This window comes from Streptomonospora sp. PA3 (genome assembly GCF_009728995.1).
Taxonomy (GTDB): Bacteria; Actinomycetota; Actinomycetes; order Streptosporangiales; family Streptosporangiaceae; genus Streptomonospora.
In genome coordinates this window covers 122,579-139,288 of the sequence record NZ_VTZW01000009.1, presented here as the reverse complement: position 1 = coordinate 139,288, position 16,710 = coordinate 122,579, and the positions used below count along the sequence as shown (strand labels likewise).

Annotated in this window: 17 protein-coding genes; 6 read left to right on the top strand and 11 right to left on the bottom strand. The window is 73.8% G+C overall.

Annotation, left to right across the window (positions count from 1 at the left end; all coding sequences use genetic code 11):
* Nucleotides 1-22: 22 nt before the first annotated feature.
* Nucleotides 23-1,030, top strand: coding sequence for a LysR substrate-binding domain-containing protein (locus tag FZ103_RS08955; protein WP_186356045.1), 1,008 nt, complete (start codon nt 23-25; stop codon nt 1,028-1,030).
* Between the two features lie 70 nt (nt 1,031-1,100).
* On the opposite strand, the gene FZ103_RS08950 is transcribed toward FZ103_RS08955, so the two are convergent.
* The 4 genes from FZ103_RS08950 to FZ103_RS08935 form a co-directional block, all read right to left on the bottom strand.
* On the bottom strand, nt 1,101-2,333 hold the full coding sequence (locus FZ103_RS08950; protein WP_156000215.1) for an amidohydrolase: 1,233 nt from the start codon (nt 2,331-2,333) through the stop codon (nt 1,101-1,103).
* 670 nt (nt 2,334-3,003) lie between these two features.
* Complete coding sequence (locus tag FZ103_RS08945) at nt 3,004-3,450, bottom strand: hypothetical protein (protein WP_156000214.1); 447 nt, start codon at nt 3,448-3,450, stop codon at nt 3,004-3,006.
* Between the two features lie 107 nt (nt 3,451-3,557).
* On the bottom strand, nt 3,558-4,391 hold the full coding sequence (locus FZ103_RS08940) for an SDR family oxidoreductase (RefSeq protein WP_156000213.1): 834 nt from the start codon (nt 4,389-4,391) through the stop codon (nt 3,558-3,560).
* Between the two features lie 269 nt (nt 4,392-4,660).
* The gene (locus tag FZ103_RS08935) at nt 4,661-5,305 is read right to left on the bottom strand and encodes a PH domain-containing protein (protein WP_186356044.1); all 645 of its coding nucleotides are present in this window, start codon (nt 5,303-5,305) and stop codon (nt 4,661-4,663) included.
* 219 nt (nt 5,306-5,524) lie between these two features.
* Here FZ103_RS08935 and FZ103_RS08930 point away from each other — a divergent pair, with 219 nt between their 5' ends.
* Nucleotides 5,525-6,280, top strand: a complete 756-nt coding sequence (locus tag FZ103_RS08930) for an N-acetylmuramoyl-L-alanine amidase (RefSeq protein ID WP_156000211.1) — start codon at nt 5,525-5,527, stop codon at nt 6,278-6,280.
* Nucleotides 6,281-6,587: 307 nt separating this feature from the next.
* Here FZ103_RS08930 and FZ103_RS08925 read toward each other — a convergent pair whose 3' ends face one another.
* Together FZ103_RS08925 and FZ103_RS08920 are read right to left on the bottom strand one after the other, a co-directional pair.
* Entirely contained in the window at nt 6,588-6,842 is a 255-nt protein-coding gene (locus tag FZ103_RS08925; protein WP_156000210.1) for a DUF6343 family protein, read from the bottom strand.
* Between the two features lie 54 nt (nt 6,843-6,896).
* Nucleotides 6,897-8,225 carry an erythromycin esterase family protein gene (locus tag FZ103_RS08920; RefSeq protein ID WP_156000209.1) on the bottom strand — a complete coding sequence of 443 codons (1,329 nt, stop codon included), beginning with the start codon at nt 8,223-8,225 and terminating at the stop codon, nt 6,897-6,899.
* Between the two features lie 144 nt (nt 8,226-8,369).
* On the opposite strand from FZ103_RS08920, the gene FZ103_RS08915 reads away from it, so the two are divergent.
* The 4 genes from FZ103_RS08915 to FZ103_RS08900 all read left to right on the top strand — a co-directional run bounded on the left by FZ103_RS08915 (nt 8,370) and on the right by FZ103_RS08900 (nt 11,738).
* Nucleotides 8,370-9,017: a nucleoside/nucleotide kinase family protein gene (locus tag FZ103_RS08915; protein ID WP_156000208.1), complete on the top strand. Its 648-nt coding sequence runs from the start codon at nt 8,370-8,372 to the stop codon at nt 9,015-9,017.
* A gap of 136 nt (nt 9,018-9,153) precedes the next feature.
* Entirely contained in the window at nt 9,154-9,846 is a 693-nt protein-coding gene (locus FZ103_RS08910) for a hypothetical protein (RefSeq protein ID WP_222936619.1), read from the top strand.
* A 92-nt stretch (nt 9,847-9,938) separates the two neighbouring features.
* Nucleotides 9,939-10,178, top strand: coding sequence for a hypothetical protein (locus tag FZ103_RS08905; protein ID WP_156000206.1), 240 nt, complete (start codon nt 9,939-9,941; stop codon nt 10,176-10,178).
* Between the two features lie 246 nt (nt 10,179-10,424).
* A complete protein-coding gene (locus FZ103_RS08900; RefSeq protein ID WP_156000205.1) occupies nt 10,425-11,738 on the top strand; it encodes a glycoside hydrolase family 6 protein in 1,314 nt (437 codons plus the stop codon).
* Nucleotides 11,739-11,865: 127 nt separating this feature from the next.
* Here the strand turns inward: FZ103_RS08900 and FZ103_RS24850 are convergent, their stop codons facing one another.
* The 5 genes from FZ103_RS24850 to FZ103_RS08880 form a co-directional block, all read right to left on the bottom strand.
* Nucleotides 11,866-12,036, bottom strand: a complete 171-nt coding sequence (locus FZ103_RS24850; protein WP_186356043.1) for a hypothetical protein — start codon at nt 12,034-12,036, stop codon at nt 11,866-11,868.
* Nucleotides 12,037-12,129: 93 nt separating this feature from the next.
* On the bottom strand, nt 12,130-12,525 hold the full coding sequence (locus FZ103_RS08895; RefSeq protein WP_156000204.1) for a hypothetical protein: 396 nt from the start codon (nt 12,523-12,525) through the stop codon (nt 12,130-12,132).
* A 208-nt stretch (nt 12,526-12,733) separates the two neighbouring features.
* Complete coding sequence (locus FZ103_RS08890; protein ID WP_156000896.1) at nt 12,734-13,711, bottom strand: bile acid:sodium symporter family protein; 978 nt, start codon at nt 13,709-13,711, stop codon at nt 12,734-12,736.
* Between the two features lie 401 nt (nt 13,712-14,112).
* Nucleotides 14,113-15,015 (bottom strand): LysR family transcriptional regulator, encoded by a 903-nt coding sequence (locus FZ103_RS08885; RefSeq protein ID WP_156000203.1) that lies wholly within the window; start codon nt 15,013-15,015, stop codon nt 14,113-14,115.
* Between the two features lie 119 nt (nt 15,016-15,134).
* The gene (locus FZ103_RS08880; RefSeq protein ID WP_156000202.1) at nt 15,135-16,619 is read right to left on the bottom strand and encodes an aldehyde dehydrogenase family protein; all 1,485 of its coding nucleotides are present in this window, start codon (nt 16,617-16,619) and stop codon (nt 15,135-15,137) included.
* Between the last annotated feature and the right edge of the window lie 91 nt (nt 16,620-16,710).

Below are 16,710 nucleotides of genomic sequence, written 5' to 3'. Positions count from 1 at the left end.
CCGGGGGGCAGGGGGCGAGGCGGTGGACATCGCGAGTCTGCGGGACTTCATCGTGGTGATCGACAGCGGCAGCTTCACCCGCGCCGCCGCGCGGCTCTTCGTCTCGCAGCCGGCCATCAGCCAGCGGATGACCCAGCTCGAAAGCGAACTGGGCGTGCGGCTGGTGAAGCGGGGCCCCCGCGGGGTGGTGCCCACACCGGCCGGGCGCAACCTGTACCGCGACGCCCAGCAGCTCCTCCGCCACTTCGACCGGATCGCCGAGAACGTCGCCGAGGACCGCCACAGCATCCACGGGACGGTGGCGATCGGCCTGCCGACGACGGTCGCCGTCTATCTCGCGCCGGCTCTGTTCTCGTGGACGAGGCGGCACTTCCCCGGAGTCCACCTGCAGCTGTTCGAGTCGATGAGCGGCTACATCTCCGAACTCCTCACCGTCGGCCGGCTGGACCTGGCCGTGCTGTTCCGCGGCGACGCCGGACCGCGCCCCGCCGAGACGGCGCTGTATTCCGAGGAGCTGTACCTGGTCGGACTGCCGGAGTCGTTTCCGAACGCGCTGGGCGCGACCGGTTCCGACCCGAGCGGACCCCGGCGCCCGGCGGGGGCGGGGCCGGAGGCCGGCGGGTCCGCGGACGAGGTGCGCCTGGCGGATCTGCAGGGGGTGCCGCTGGTGGCCCCGGGCACCCGCAGCAACCTGCGCGCGCTCATCGACCGGGCCTTCGCCGACCTCGGAGCCGTGCCCGCGATCGCCGGGGACGTGGAGTCGCTGGGCACGATGGTGCGCATCGCCGAGAGCGGCCAGGCCTGCGCCGTGCTCCCGCTGTCGAGCGTCACCGCACTGCGGCGCTCGCCCGCCCTCGCGGTCGCGAGGATCACCGAGCCGGTCGTCGACCGCCACGTCGCGGTCTGCACCGCCTCGGACTACTACGAGCCGCGCGACGCCGTCGCCGCGGTACGCCACGGCGTCGTCGAGGTCACCACCCGGCTCGCCGAGCGGGCCGAGTGGCCCGGCATCCGCCTCGAACCGCACTGACGCGCCGCCCGCGCACGGCAACGGGGGCCGGCCGGTGCGGCGATTCCCGCCTGCGGCGGCCCGCGGAGGGCTAACCGCCCCGGCCCACGCGCGACATGATCGCGGTGTAGGCCGCCGTGACCCCGGTGGTCAGCGTCGGTTCCAGGGCCGGGCCGAACTGCGGCGAGTGGTTGGCCGGCACGGGCCCGCCTGAGTCGACCACCTCGTCGGGCATACCGCCGAAGAACCAGTACACGCCGGGCACGCCGATCGCGTCGGGAAGCACCCCGAAGTCCTCGCTGCCCATCTTCGCCGACCGGTCGGCGACCCGGTCGGCCCCCAGGGCCTTCTGCAGGTCGGCGGTGAGCGCCGCGGTCTCGGCGGGGTCGTTGACCAGCAGCGGGAAGGTGTACAGCTCGGTGACCTCGGGGCGCGGCGCCCCGGAGGCCGCGGCCTCCCCGTCGATGGCCCGGCGCAGCGCCGACAGCAGCCGGTCGCGGACGCCGGCGTCCAGGTTGCGCACGTTGAGGGTGAACTCCGCCTTGTCCGGGATGATGTTCTCCTTCACGCCGGCGTGGAAGGTGCCCACGGTCACGACCGCCGCCTGCTGGGCGGGTACCTCCCGGGCGACGACGCTCTGCACCCGCACCACCATGTGCGCCGCCAGCACCACCGGGTCGATGGTGTCCTCGGGGCGGGACCCGTGCCCGCCGCGCCCGTAGACCGTCACCCGCCACGAGTCGGCCATTGACATGGCGGGCCCCGGAGTGATCTCCACGGTCCCGGCGCGGCCCGACCACACGTGCTGCCCGTAGACGATCTCCGGGCGGGGCGCGCGGTCCCACAGGCCGTCGTCGACCATGGCGCGGGCGCCCACCGCGGTCTCCTCGCCCGGCTGGAAGAGGAAGACCACGGTGCCCGCCCAGGACTCGCGCGCGTCGGCCAGCAGGGTGGCGGCGCCGATGGCGCAGGCGATGTGGGTGTCGTGGCCGCAGGCGTGCATCGTCGGCACCTCGGCGCCGTCGCGGACGCCGCGGTCGGTGGAGGCGTAGTCGAGGCCGGTCTCCTCGGCCACCGGCAGACCGTCGATGTCGGCGCGGAACCCCACGACCGGGCCGTCGCCGTTCTCCAGAACGGCCACCACGCCGGTGCCGGCGCAGGGGAAGGTGCGGTACCCCAGGCCGCTCATGTGCCGGTCGATCAGCTCGGCGGTGCGGTGCTCCTGCATGGACAGCTCCGGGTGGCGGTGCAGGTGCTTGTACAGCTCATGCAGCCGCTCGCGGAGCTCCGGCGCGATGGTCGGTGCGGTGGGGTCGGCGGTCATGCCGGATTCTCCTCGTGGTTTCGCGGACGTGCCGGACAACCGTGGCGCCCCGCCGCTCGCCGGCCCCGAACCGCTTGTCGTACTCCTGCCGTAACTCCGCGATCTCCGCGCCGGGGCGATCGGGGTGCGGCCGGGTCGGCGCGCCGGCCGCGAGGAACGCCACCCCGCTGGCGAAGGCCCCGGCACCGACGCCGGGGTAAGGGGGAACAGCATCGGGTGGCGATGCCCGTGCACCGCCGGGCGAGGGCGCCGGCGGCGGTGGCGCGCCGCCGGAACAGCGCACCCAACGCGGGGACGATGACCGGGGCGGTTCCTTCCGGCGCCGCCGGGCCGACCGCGGCCGGCGGGCCGGGAACGTGGACCGCCATCGGGTAGGGCGTGTCCGCGAGGACGAGGGCGCACCAGCGCCCGACCCACACCAGCCCATGCCGGGGATTCTAAGGGCCGGAAAACGGCTGAACAATGCTCGTCTCGCTGCGCCCGCGGGGCGGCGCCGCGCTGCTGCCCGAGCCGGCCCCGGGCCTTGCCCGCCTGGGCACCGCGGGGCACGCCCCGCGGCCTCCTGGACGCGCCCGTACCCGCGCAGTTCGCCGAGGTGCTGCGGGCGGACCGACCGTATCCGCGCCGGGGCCGACCGTAGTGGCCGGTGGGGCGGTGGGCGTCAGCGGGCTCAGTCGGAACGGCGCATGCGGCGGAGGGCGGCGGCGAGGGTCCAGCCGTAGATGAGGTGCGCCGCCGTGAGGGTGGTCGCGCGGGCGGGGTGGTCCTGCGCCAGCGGCGGGAGCGCGCCGATCCTCGGCGCCCACCCCTGGTAGCCGGCGAGCATGACGGCCAGCGCGTAGGCGACGCCCAGGGTCCGCGGCGGCCTGCGGCGGCCGGTCACGGCACCGAAGAGGGCGCCGGCGACCGTTCCGAAGCCCAGGTGGGCGATCCCCGTGACCGCGTTCTCGCCCTTGCGGGGCCTGCCGGGATGGCCGCCGGGCAGGTGGGCGCGGATCATGTGCTTGGGCGGGTGGCGGTGGCTGCCCTGCTTGCGCCCGGCCTCGAACGCCGCCGTCATGGCCCCCGTCGCCAGCGCTCCCGCCACCGAGCCCTGCAGGGCTGACCGGATCAGCATGGACACTCCCTTCCGCCGCCGCGTCATGCCCTGAGGACTACCGGACGCGGCCCCGCGCAAACGTCTCCCGGCCCGGCGGTGTGCGGCCGCCTGCGCGGCAGCGGCGACTACGGGCGGCGCCAGTCGTCGCTGCCCAGGTGGGAGCCGGCCTGCGGGCCCATCTGGAGCATGCCGCCGTCGACGGTCCAGGAGGCGCCGGTGACGTATCCGGCGTCGGGTCCGCACAAGAAGGCCACGATGGAGGCGACCTCGCGCGCGTCGCCGGGGCGGGCGACGGGAATGCCGGGGCGGCGCTTGCCCTGCAGCACCGACTCGTCCTCCTGCCCGGTCATGGGCGTCGCGATCTCGCCGGGCGCCACCGCGTTGACCGTGATGCCGTACTCCGCCAGCTCCAGCGCCGCGACCTTGGCCAGCAGGCCCGCTCCGCCCTTGGCCGCGCAGTAGGGAGCCGCGCCCACTCGCGGTGCGTGCTCGTGGACCGAGGTGATCACCACGATCCGGCCGCCCGTGCCGGCGGCCGCCATGTGGCGCGCGCCCGCTTGCAGGCAGCAGAACGCGCCGTCGAGGTCGACGGACACGACGTGGCGCCAGGTGGAGTAGTCCATGTCGAGCAGGGGCTCCGCGGATCCGGTGCCGGAGGACAGCACCAGGGCGTCGACGCCGCCCATGGCCGAGGCCGCCTCGTCGACCACCGCGGCGCCCGACGTGGGGTCGGTGAGGTCGAGCCGGTACACGCGGGCCTCGGCGCCCTCGTTGCGCACGTTCTCGGCGGCGCGCTGGACGCCGTCGGAGTCCTCGTGCCAGGTCAGCGCGATCTGGCGCCCGGGAGCGGCCAGTGCCTTGGCGGTGGACTTGCCTATCCCGGAATCGGCGCCGGTGACGATGACGCGCTGCGGCCGGAAGGCCTGGGGCTGCGAGACGGGGCTGGGCTGGGCGCTCATGAGGCGGCTCCTGGTGCACTCGGAAGCGGGTGGAGGCGCGGTACCGGGTGCGCGGCGGGCGGCCGGCACCCGGTCGCGGACCGGCCACCGGGCCGCTTCCCCGATCCGCTCCGCCGAATCGCCGCAGCGCCGGCCGCCCCGCAGTGCCCATCCGGGAGCACGCCGATGCGGGTCCGCGTCCGACCGCGGGGATCACCCGCCGAGAGCCTGCGCGGGCGGCGGTGCCGCGCGTGCCGCGGCGCGCCGCCGGGCGGCGCCCCGCACCACCGCTACAGGCGCTGCACGATGCCGAGGAACTCGTCGGGGGTCAAAACGCCGCGGTCGCGCAGGATCCGCACGAGGTCGAACGACGGCACGTGCGGCAGCGGATCGGCGGGGGCCTGCTGTGGCGGCTGATGCGCGTGCGCGTAGCCCGGGTGCGGGGGCGCCGGCCGTGCCGCTGCCGGATGCGGCGGGGCCGGGGGATGCGGAGCGTGCGCCTGCGGCCACCACTGCTGGGCGGGGGACGGTGCGGGAGCGTGCGGCGGGCCGCCGCCGGCGACGGCGTTGTCGACCGCATCGGCCATGGCCCTGCCGTCGTCCTTCATCACCTTGTCGAAGACCGCCTCGTCGCCCGAGGCGTAGACGGCGAGCTCCCCCGACATGATCCCGCTCGACCACCGCACCGAGGAGATCTCGCCCAGATCGAACGTCCGCGCGGTCCGGGACCCCCACCCTTCGTAGAGGAAGAGCAGCCGCCGGTTCGTCAGCGCCAGCAACCCGTCGTCCGTCCCGTCGTACCGCCCTCCCGCGAGCAGGGCCACCTGCTCGCCCGCCCAGAGGTGGTCGGCCAGGGCGTCGATCTCGCGATTGGGCCGGTAGCTCATGCGGTCCCGCGCGGCCTGGATGTCCGGACGGAGGTCTCGGTCGGACACGTGTACCTCCTGGCGGTATCGGGGGATTCGGGCAAGAGTACACATAGCGCCCGGATCATCCGCGGCGGACCCGTGCACTGCGCGGAAGACTCCCGTCAGGCTGCGACGGGACCGCGCGGCGGCCGCGGACCCGACCTGGCGGCCCGGTCGGGGTGCCCGTCATCTGCGGAATCTGCGGAACGTGTGCGATCGGTCGCCCTGGGGTGCCAGAGTCTTGCCATGACGAGAACAGACAGTGAGGTCGGCATCGTCGACCGGTCGGAGTGGGGAGCGCGCCCGCCCCGCAACCGCGAGTACGTCTCATGGGACGCGCGCACCGAGTTCATCGTGCACCACTCCGCCGGGCCCACCACGCAGTCGGTCCGCGCCATCCAGGACTTCCACATGGACGGGCGCGGGTGGTCCGACATCGGCTACAACATGCTCGTCGACGACTCCGGAACCGCCTACGAAGGGCGCGGCTGGCTGGTCGTCGGGGCGCACGCCGTCGGCCACAACCGCAGCGGCATCGGCGTCTGCTACATCGGCCAGAACAATCCCACCCCCGCAGCCAAGGCCGCCGTCCGCGCGCTCTACGACGAAGCCTGCGAGCGGGCCGGGCGGCGCCTGGCCGCCAAAGGCCACCGCGACGTCAACGAAACCACCTGCCCCGGCGACGAGCTGCACACCTGGGTCCGCGACGGCATGCCCACCCGAGGAGGAGACGACGACATGTCCCTGATCAACCTGCGCAAAGGCGACGGCGAGGCCACCGGGAAGAAGGAGCACGTGATCGCGCTCCAGTCGCTCATCCTCAAGGCCGGCGGCAGCCTCCCCGAGTACGGAGTCGACGGCCGGTACGGCGACGAGACCGCCGAGGCCCTGCGCCGGGTCCGCGCCAGCGTGGGCAGCGAGGCCAAGGAAGGATGGGGCGACCGCGTCAGCGGACACGCGTTCGCGCAGCTGCTGCAGGCCATGGCCCGCCGGCAGGACTAGGTCGTGTTTAAGAATGGCGGGGGCGCCGCTTTCCAGGAACCCACCGGGTACCACCTGGGGCGGCCACCATCGAGGTTGCGGCAATGGGTGCGGTTCGCGTAGCGCGAGCACAGCTTGCCGCCGAGCGCACGCTGAGCTTGGCGGGTGGAGCCGTGCCATGGGGGCGGTCCTCCGGCGTAATGGTGCGCCGTGCGCTCGGCGGCAAGCCGGCGCACAGCGCTTCGCGCAGCACAGCCCCATGGCCGCAGCCGCTGTGGTGTCCGGCTTCTTAAACAGGACGTAGGCCCGGCGGGGTCCGGGCCGGCCCTCACTCGAACAGCGAACGGTGGCCCGGTCCCCGCTGCCTTCGCCGCCAGAGGACGACAGCGATGTCGAGCACGCCGATCAGCGCGAGCACCCAGAGGATGACCGCCACGGCGGTGAAACCGGTGACCCAGGCCGTCACACCCAGCGGGACGCAGATGAGGATGCCCAGCACGGCCAAGGCCAGCCGCAGGTTCAGCGCGCTGCGGGGCCGGTCGTGGCTGCCGCGCGGGGGCTTGTCTCCTTGACCGCGTGTCATCTCCTCCTCGCTTCCTTCCCGCGAATCGCGGCGGCGGCGCGCTCCGGGCGCGCCTCACACTCCGCTGGGATAGGTCTCGGGTTCGCGCGGCGCCGGTTCGGCGCGGTGCAGCGGGTGCACGGCGCTGGTGCGGTCGCAGTGCACGAACGCGTCGTAGCGCCTTCCCGCCACCGTGGGCACGTAGTTGCTCCACGCCTCGTACGCGGGGCGGTAGACGACGCCGATCGCCCGGTGGTCCAGCGTTCGCGCCGCCCACTCCGGCGGCTCGCCCGATTCGGGGAAGACGGCGATCGCGGCGCCTCCGTGGAGGACCCCGTGCAGGCGGTCCTCCAGGCTTCCGGCGCGGGCCGGCGGCACGGTCATCGGTTCGGGGTCGGCGCCCCAGTGCCGGCCGGCGATCACGGTACCGCTGTGAGTGCCGAAACCCACCGCGACCACGCCCTCGTGCGCACGGCGCTCCCGCATCAGCTGGCCCAGGTTGACCATGGACGCCGCCGCCATGTCGGTGGCCCGCGCGTCGCCGATGTGGGTGTTGTGCGCCCAGACCACGGCCTTGGCGCCGCGCCCGTAGTGGTCGACGAGCCGCTCCAGGGTGTCGGCCATGTGGGTGTCGCGGATGTTCCAAGCGCCGGTGCCGCCGCCGATCATGGACCGGTAGTAGCGCTCGGCGTTGGCGACGACCTCGGCGTTTTGCACCGCGGCCAGGCGCTCCGCCGATCCGCCCGCGTCCCCGGCGGTCCCGGCGGAGCCCGTCTCCGCGGCCATGGCGCCCTGCCGCATGCCGGTCAGCAGCGAGGCCACCTCGTCGGCGCATCCGGGCGGGACGAGCGCGGTGGAGCGTGCGTAGGCCCGCTCGTCGCCGGCGTAGGGCTCGAAGCAGCGGTAGGCCGACATCGCGGCGCCGACCTGGTCGGGCTCGTGTTCGCGGAGATAGTCCAGCACGGCCTGCAGCGAGTCCCACAGCGAGTAGACGTCCAGGCCGAAGAACCCGGTGCGCTCCTCGGGCGGCAGTTGCGCGTTGCGTTCGCGCAGGCGGCGCAGCAGGCCCAGGATCTCCTCGTTGGCCCACATCCATCGCGGCCAGCGCGCGAACCCCTCCAGTACCGCGGCGGTGTCCTCCGCCGCGTCGGGGCGGTCGGCGAGGTGGCGGTGGACGTGCAGGCAGTCGGGCCAGTCGCCTTCGACCGCGATGAGCGAGAAGCCCTTCTCGCGCACGAGCCGCTCGGTGATCGCCGCCCGCCACCCGTAGAACTCCGAGGTCCCGTGGGATGCCTCGCCCAGCAGCACGAACCGGGCGTCGCCCACCCGCTCCAGCAGCGGGTCGAGCGCGGCGGCGTCGGGCAGCCGCCGGAACGAGTCGCGGATCGTCGTCGCGGCGTCCATGGTGCCCCCTGGCTCGATCGACGGCGGTGCGGCCGTACCGTTCCACTAACACCCGCGCGCTCGACCATGCGTCCGCCGGGCGGGCCTGCGCCTGAGGGCCGGACGTGCGGAATCCGCCGGATACCAGGCCTTAGGGTTGCTTCCATGCTTGAGGAGTTGGCCGCCGAGGCCGGTGGGATGGCGGCACGGGCGGCGTCGCGGGCGTTCCTCGGGTTGGCGGGGCCGCCGGGAGCCGGCAAGTCCGCGCTGGCGCGGTATCTGGTCGACGAGGTGTGCGCCGCGCAGGGGCCGGGCACCGCCGCCTACCTGCCGATGGACGGGTTCCACCTGTCCAACGCGCAACTGGAGCGGCTGGGCCGCCGCGACCGCAAGGGCGCTCCCGACACCTTCGACGTGCGCGGCTACCTGGCGCTGCTGCGGCGCCTGCACGCGGTCGGCGAGTCCCCCGTTTACGCACCCGACTTCGACCGGACGCTGGACGAGCCGGTGGCCGCGCGGCTGATCGTCGAGCCGGGAGTGCGGCTGGTGGTGACCGAGGGCAACTACCTCGCCGAGGACGCCCCGCTGTGGCGCGAGGTCCGGGCCCTGCTGAACGACCTGTGGTACGTCGATGCCGACGACACCACGCGCGAGGCGCGCCTGGTCGAGCGCCAGATCGCCGGCGGCCGCAGCGCCGAGGACGCGCAGGAGTGGGTGCGCCGCAGCGACCGCGCCAACGGGGAGATCGTCAAGGCCACGCGCGGCAACTGCTCCCGCGTGGTCCGGCCGGGCGAGGCCGAGCGGCTGCGCTGAGCGTGTATCGGGTGTCCCGTGCGCCGCAGCCGAGGCCGCTGCGCGCCACGGCCCGGGCTGCGGGAACCCGCGCCCGGACCGGCGAGTCCCACCATGGACACCGCACCCGGCGAAAGGACCGATCCCCGTGGACCGGGTGCCCAGATCGGAGGAGACCGGCCGTTCCCGGCCCGCCGCCGACGCCGCCTTCGTGAACCTCGGACGCAGCGGAATGGGGCGCTCGCTGGCGGGTACAGCCGTGTTGATCCTGATGACCTGCTGTGCGGCTCTCGGCGCCGCCTGGCCGGAGCGCTTCCTCACGGGCGGCGCGGCCGGCCCGGAACGCACCATCGCCCTCGTCATCGCCATCGCGTGCGGTCTGCTGAGCCTGCCGGCGATCGCCGGCGTCGCCGCCTCGTCGCGTACGCACGGGCTGGCCGCGGACCGGACCGGGCTGTGGTTCGTCACCCGGCGGAGTGCCGAGCGGGTCGACTGGCCGCAGATCCGGGCGGTGGGCGGGAGCTGGCGGGAGAGCAGGCGCACCTTCAAGGCCGGCCTGGGTGCGCGGCTCGGCCAGGAGCTCATGCGCTTCCTCACCACCGAGAACGGCAAGCACATGTATGCCGTCGAGGTGTTTCTGCACGACCCCGGCTCGGTCTCCGGGCAGGAGCCGTTCGCCACCCACCAGCGCCTCACCCGCGACGAACCCCCGCCCGTCCCCGGGCTGCCCGGGTCCCGCCTGCGGTTCAGTGTCAGGGGCATCAAGGACTACCGCGAGATGGCGGCGCACCTCCACCGCTGCGCACCCCACCTGTGGATCGGCGAGTACCGGCGCCACTCACCGCTGTGACGGGCGGTCGGGCGCCGGCGCGTGCCCGGATCGTGCAGTCTGTTCGGGATGACCGCTGCCGCGCTCCGCGGGGCGGGTGAGAGAAGCGAAGGGTGGACACTGTGGGCGGCAGCGGCGAGAAGGGCGGGAACCCGGTCAGGGCTCTGGTGGTGAACCTCGTCTTCACGGCGTTCCTCGCCGGCGCGGCCGTGTACGCCGCCGTCAACGGCGCCACGACCGTGGCCGCCGCGCTCGGTGCGCTGTGCGCCTTCGTCCTGCCGCTCGACATCGCCATGGCGGTGCTGGTCGTGCGCGCCCGCTCCGCTTCGCGGGACTCCTCCGCCGATCGGTGAGGCCCCGCTGTGCTGCCGGCGCGCGGCACCCGCCGAACGTCCGCCGGTCCGCGCGGTCGCAGCCGGCCGCCGGCACCGGGACGCCCCGTCTGCCTGCCCGGACACCCTTGTCCCCCGGTGACCGGATGTTTCCGGCTCTTTACAGAACGCTCCCGCTGCTTTATGGTCCAGCGTGTGGGAGCGCTCCCATTGACGCGGGCGCACCACCGTCCACGGGGGCCGCTGCAACGACGAAGGACTTCGTGCATGTTCCGAAAATCAGTGCGCCCGATACTCGGCGCCGCGCTCGTCCTGGCCGCTGCGGTGGCAGCCGGCCCAACTCCCGCCTCGGCCGCCGAGTCGGAGTTCTACGTCAACCCGGACATGGCTTCGGCGCAGTGGGTGCGCAACAACCCGAACGATTCGCGCGCCGACGTCATCGCCAACCGGATCGCCGACGTCCCGCAGGGCACCTGGTTCACCCAGTACAACCCCAACGAGGTACGGGGCCAGGTGGACGCGCTGGTCGGGGCCGCCCAGTCGGCCGGGAAGACCCCGATCCTGGTCGTCTACAACATCCCCAACCGCGACTGCAGCAACCACAGCGGCGGCGGCGCGCCCGACCACTCCGCCTACCGGTCCTGGGTGGACCAGGTCGCCGCCGGGCTCGAAGGCCGCCCGGCCACGATCGTCGTGGAGCCCGACGTGCTGTCCCTGATGAGCAACTGCATGGACCAGGGCCAGCAGAACCAGGTCATGGACTCCATCGCCTACGCGGGCAAGGCGCTCATGGCGGGCTCGTCGCAGGCGCGCGTGTACTTCGACGCCGGGCACTCCGCCTGGCACTCCCCCGGTGAGATCGCCTCGCGCCTCAACGGCGCCGACATCGCCAACAGCGCCCACGGCATCTCGACCAACGTGTCCAACTACAACTGGACCTCCGACGAGGTCTCCTACGCCGAGCAGGTCATCGCCGCCACCGGCCACTCCCACCTGCGCGCGGTCATCGACACCAGCCGCAACGGCAACGGCCCCCTGGGCTCGGAGTGGTGCGACCCCGAAGGCCGCGCGATCGGCACCGAGAGCACGACGAACACCGGCAACGCCATGATCGACGCGTTCCTGTGGGTCAAGCTGCCCGGCGAGGCCGACGGATGCATCGCCTCGGCCGGGGAGTTCGTGCCCCAGCGCGCCTATGACATGGCGGTGGCCGCCGGAGCCGAGCCGGATCCGGACCCCGAGCCCACGCCCGACCCGGAGCCCACCCCCGATCCCGAGCCGGGTGACGGGTGCCAGGCCGAGTACTCCGTGGCCAACGAGTGGTCCACCGGCTTCCAGGCGAGCGTGACCGTCACGGCCGCCTCCGCCATCAGCGGCTGGACGGTGACCGTCGACTTCCCGGACGGCCAGAGCATCGACCAGGCATGGAACGCCGAGGTCTCCGGCAGCGGCGGCGTGTACACGGTCGAGGACGCCGGCTACAACGGCAGCCTCGGCGCCGGTGAGAACACGAACTTCGGGTTCACCGGCTCTCACAGCGGCGCGAACGGGGCTCCCGAGCTGACCTGCAGCGCCGCATAGCGGCCGCGATCACCGCCGGGGTTCCCGGCTGAGAGGGGGAGGGCGCGCAGGCGGCGCCCTCCCCCTCCTCCTGCTGCAGGAACCGGCGGCCGGGCGCCGGCGCCGCGCGCGGTTCGCCCGGCCGCGGTCACTGCTCCTCGAAGTCGTCGCGGCTGGTACCGGTCTCCTCCATCGCGTCCTGGAGTTCGGCCTCCAGCTCGCGGCGGGTGTCGGGCTCCCCCTCGCTCTGGTCGCCCTCCTCGGGGAGGACCTGGTCGGTGTCCGACGTCTTCTTGCCGGACTCCTCGGGCATCGTCATGGAAACTCCTCGGTCGGTTGCAGCGGCACCCCTCTACCCCCCGGACCGCAGCTCACACGGGGCGGCGGCGCGCCCGGGATGCGCGGCGGAGCCTCACCGCCCGGCGCGCCGCACCGGGAGCAGCCAGGAGCCGACGAGGACGGCCACCACCAGGGCGACCAGCAGCAGCGCAGTGGGCACGTGCCAGTCGAGCATCAGGTGGCTGCCGAAGTAGGCCTGGGCGAACCCGGTGGCCAACGCCGCGGCGCTGAGAACCGCGGGCCACACCGGGCCGCCTCCCGGGCGGACGAGCAGAGTTGCGGCGACCAGCTGCGCGCCCCCGGCGACGTGCACCGCGAGCGCCGTTCCGGCGTGCACGGGCAGGGCGCCCGACCGGTCCATCAGCAACTGACCCGCCGTTGCGAACTCCACGGCGATGAGCGCGGCCTGGACGGCAGCCGTGACGCGCAGCGCCCACAGGAACGGCGCAGCGGAATTCGGCCGGACCATGCTGGTGCCTCCCACTCGGCGAGGGGACCGCTCCCTCACCGGCGGCCCACGGTCGCATGCTACTCAGCCCTGTCGGGGCTCCTCGGCCGGCGGACGGCGCACCGGGCACCGGGACGTGGTGGCCGAACACGGGCGGAGATTCCGTCGGATAGGGGAGGTCCGAATACGGAGCCGCGTGCGGCGCGCCCTGCGCGCCGCACGGGGCGGGTCAGGACGCGCGCTTGCGCGCCCCCGGGGTCGGGCCGCCGGCGCCGGGTGCGCCGCCGCTGCGTCGGGCCCAGTAGGAGGCGGCCAGGGCCCCGGAGATGTTGTGCCACACGGAGAACAGCGCCGCCGGAAGCGCGGCCAGCGGCTCGAAATGCGTGGTGGCCAGCGCCGCCGCCAGGCCGGAGTTCTGCATGCCGACCTCGATCGAGGCGGCGCGCCGGGCGGATTCCGGCAGGCGGACGGCCTTGCCGGCCCCGTAGCCCAAGGCCAAGCCGATCAGGTTGTGCAGCACGACCGCGAGCACCACCAGGGCGCCGGTGGCCAGCAAAGCGTCGGCGTTGGCGCCCACCACGGCGAACACCACGATCATGATGCCCGTGACCGAGACGAGCGGCAGCACCGGCAGCACCTTCTGCACCAGCCTGGAGAACAGCGCGCGCACCACGATGCCCAGCACCACGGGGACCAGGACGATCTGCAGGATGGACACCAGCAGGTCGCCGGCGTCGACGGGCAGCGTCGAGCCGGCCAGCCACAGCACCAGCAGCGGGGTGAGGAAGGGCGCCAGCAGGGTGGAGACCGAGGTCATCGCCACCGACAGCGCCACGTCTCCGCGCGCCAGGTAGACGATGACGTTGGACGCCGTTCCGCCCGGGGCGGCGCCCACCAGCACCATGCCCACCAGCAGCAGTGGAGGCAGTTGCAGCAGCTCGGCCAGCCCCCAGCCCACCAGCGGCATGATCGTGAACTGGGCGACCAGGCCGAGCACGACCGCCTGCGGCCGGGTGAACACGATCGCGAAGTCGGAGGGCCGCAGGGTCAGGCCCATGCCGAACATGATGACGCCCAGGAGCACGCTGATCGCGGGGGTCAGCCGGGCGGCCTGGTCGGGGACGAGCAGGCCCAGCAGCGCGCTCGCCAGGATCAGCAGGCCGAACCAGCGCCCCGCGAACGCCGCGGCCTTGGCCAGAGTTCTCATGGCGGACATTCCAGCACCTCCGGTGGCGCCGCGAAGCAGCGGGGAGGCCGATACCCGCCCGCGGCGCGCGGCCGACGCGAGTGAGCGGGCGTGCGGAGCGCGTCTACGACCTGTTTAAGAAGCCGGTCACCACGGCTCCGCCCGACAGGTTCAGCGTGCGTTCGGCGGCAAGCGAGCATGTGACGCGCAGCGTCCCCGATGGGGTGGCGGCGGGCCGACGGGCGGGCCGCGCTATGCGAAACGCACCCATTGCCGCAACCCCGCTGGCAGCCGCCCCGGGTGATGCCCGGTGGGTGCCTGGGAAACCGGCGCGCCCGCCGTTCTTTAACCCGGCATAAGCGAGGAGGGAAGACGGCGCCTCACGGCTCCCCGCACACCCGCGGGAAGCACACGACGCGGTGTCAGCCGTGCTCGGCGGCGGCCTCGCGCAGCTTGCGGACGGCGGCGGTGATCGCGGGGCGGCGCGCGGCGTCCTTGCGCCAGAAGGCGAAGACCTGGCGGACCAGCGCCGGCTGCACCGGGACCAGCCGCACGCCCTCGGGTACCGGCCCCAGCCCGAGCCGCGGCATCACCGCCGCGCCGAGCCCTGCGGCGATCATCGTCAGTTTGGTCTGGTGCTCCTCGACGCTGTGGGCGATCGTCGGCTCGATCCCGCGGGCGCGCAGCACGCCCTCCAGCCAGTCGTGGCAGATCGACCCCTTGCCCCAGCTGATCCACGGCTCCGCGACGACCTCGTCGAGCTCCAAAAGCTCCCGGTGCGCCAGCGGGTGGCTCGCCGGCAGCGCGACGTCGGCGACGTCGACCATGATCGGCGCCTTGACCATCGACTTGGGCAGCGCGATGGGCGAGCCCTCCCAGTCGACCGCCAGCGCGATGTCGGAGTCGCCGCGCGCCACCGCGGGGATGCTGTCGTCGGGCTCCAGCTCGCTCAGGTGCACCCGCAGCTTGGGGTGAGCCTGGGCGAGCAGGGCCAGTGCCGGGGTGACCAGCCCGCGCGCGCCCGAGGCGAAGGAGGACAGCTCCAGGGTCCCGACGATCTCGCCCCGGTGGGACTCAACGGCGGCCTCGGCCTGCTGCACGAGGGAGAGGATCTGCCCGGTGTGCTCCACGAGGATCCGGGCCGCCTCGGTCAGCCGCACCCCGCGCCCGTTGCGCTCCACCAGCGACTGCCCGACCTCGCGTTCCAGCTTCGACAGCTGCTGGGAGACGGCCGAGCTGGTGACGTGCAGCGCTTCGGCCGCTCCGTTGAGCGACCCGTGGGCCGCGATGGCGTGGAGGGTGCGCAGGCGGTCGACGCTGAGCATGAAGGGATCCTAATACGGTGCCCCGCCGCCTATGAAGCCGAACTAACCCGAAACCAGCCCGATCGGACGCCGGGCGCCGCGGGCGCGCGGCCCGGCGGCGCCGCGGCCTCGCCTCGGGCTCAGCCCGCGCCGAACGGGAGGTCGCGGTAGGTGTGCTGGACGCTCACCCAGTGGTCGCGGGTGAACTCCTCGATCGCCCAGTCGCCGCCGAATCGGCCGATCCCCGATGCCTTCTCGCCGCCGAACGCCGTGTTGGGCTCGTCGTTGACGGTGGTGTCGTTGACGTGGGTCATCCCCGCCTGCACGCGCTGCGCGAAGCGCACGCCCCGCTCGGCGTCGGCCGTGTAGACCGCGCTGGAGAGGCCGTATTCGGTGGCGTTGGCCAACTCCAGCGCGTGCTCGTCGCCCTCGGCGCGCACCACCGTCACCACCGGGCCGAACACCTCCTCGGCGGCCGTGGCGACGTCGTTGCCGCCCACCAGCAGGTGCGGCGGGATCACCCGGCCGGCGGGACCGCCGGGCTCGCCGGAGAGCACCAGGTCGGCGCCGTCGTCCACGGCCCGGGCGACCTTGTCGAGGATGCCGTCGCGCTGGCTGTCGTTGACCACGGGGCCGATGCCGGTCCGCGGATCCGCGGGGTCGCCGGTGCGCAGACTGCGGGCGCGCTCGGTCAGCCGGTCGACGAAGTCGTCGTGGACCGCCGAGTCCACGACGACCCGGTTGGTCGCCATGCAGATCTGGCCCTGGTGGTAGTAGGAGCCGAAGGCGGCGGCGTCGACCGCGCGCTCCACGTCGGCGTCGCCGAGGACGACCAGCGGGCCGTTGCCGCCCAGCTCCAGCGCCCGCCGCTTCAGCGGCGCCTTGCGGGCGATGCTTTCGCCCACGGGCGTCGACCCGGTGAACGAGATCAGCCGGGACAGCTCGTGGGTGACGAGCGGGTCGCCGATCTCGCTGCTCTTGCCGACGACCACGTTGAGCAGGCCGGGCGGCAGGCCGGCCTCCTCGTAGACGCGGGCGAGCAGGAGACCGCCCGTGACGGGGGTGTCGCCGGCCGGCTTGAGCACGACCGCGTTGCCCAGCGCCAGCGCCGGGGCCACCGAGCGGTGCGAGAGCTGGAACGGGAAGTTCCACGGGCTGATCACCGACACGACGCCCAGCGGCTGGCGGTAGACCCGGTTCTCCTTGCCGGGGACCGTGCCGGGCAGGATGCGCCCGGAAACACGCGTCGGGTAGGAGACCACTTCGGCCATGCCGGCGCGCACCAGGCCCCACTCGAACTCGGCGCGCTGGCGCACGCCGCCGGTTTCGGCGACGAGCCAGTCGACGATCTCCTCCTTGCGCGCCTCCATGACCGAGATCGCCCGCAGGAACACCTCGGCGCGCTCTCCGCCGGGGGTGTCGGCCCAGGCGCGCTGGGCCTCCGCCGCGGCGCGGAAGGCGGTGTCGACGTCGTCGGCGCCGGCCAGGCCGATCTCGGTGAGCACGGCGTCGTCATAGGGATTGACGTCGGCGGCCGTCCGCCCCGAACCGCCCGGCCGCCATCGGCCGCCGATCGGCATCGTGTCGAAGCTCGGATAGGGATCGGGCGTCTGACCTGCTGACATGAGTGGCTCCTCGCGAACGGGAGGCGCAGCGGCTTTCGGCGCGGCGGCTACCCGCGGGCGGGTCGGGAAAACCCGGGCGGCCACCGCGCCG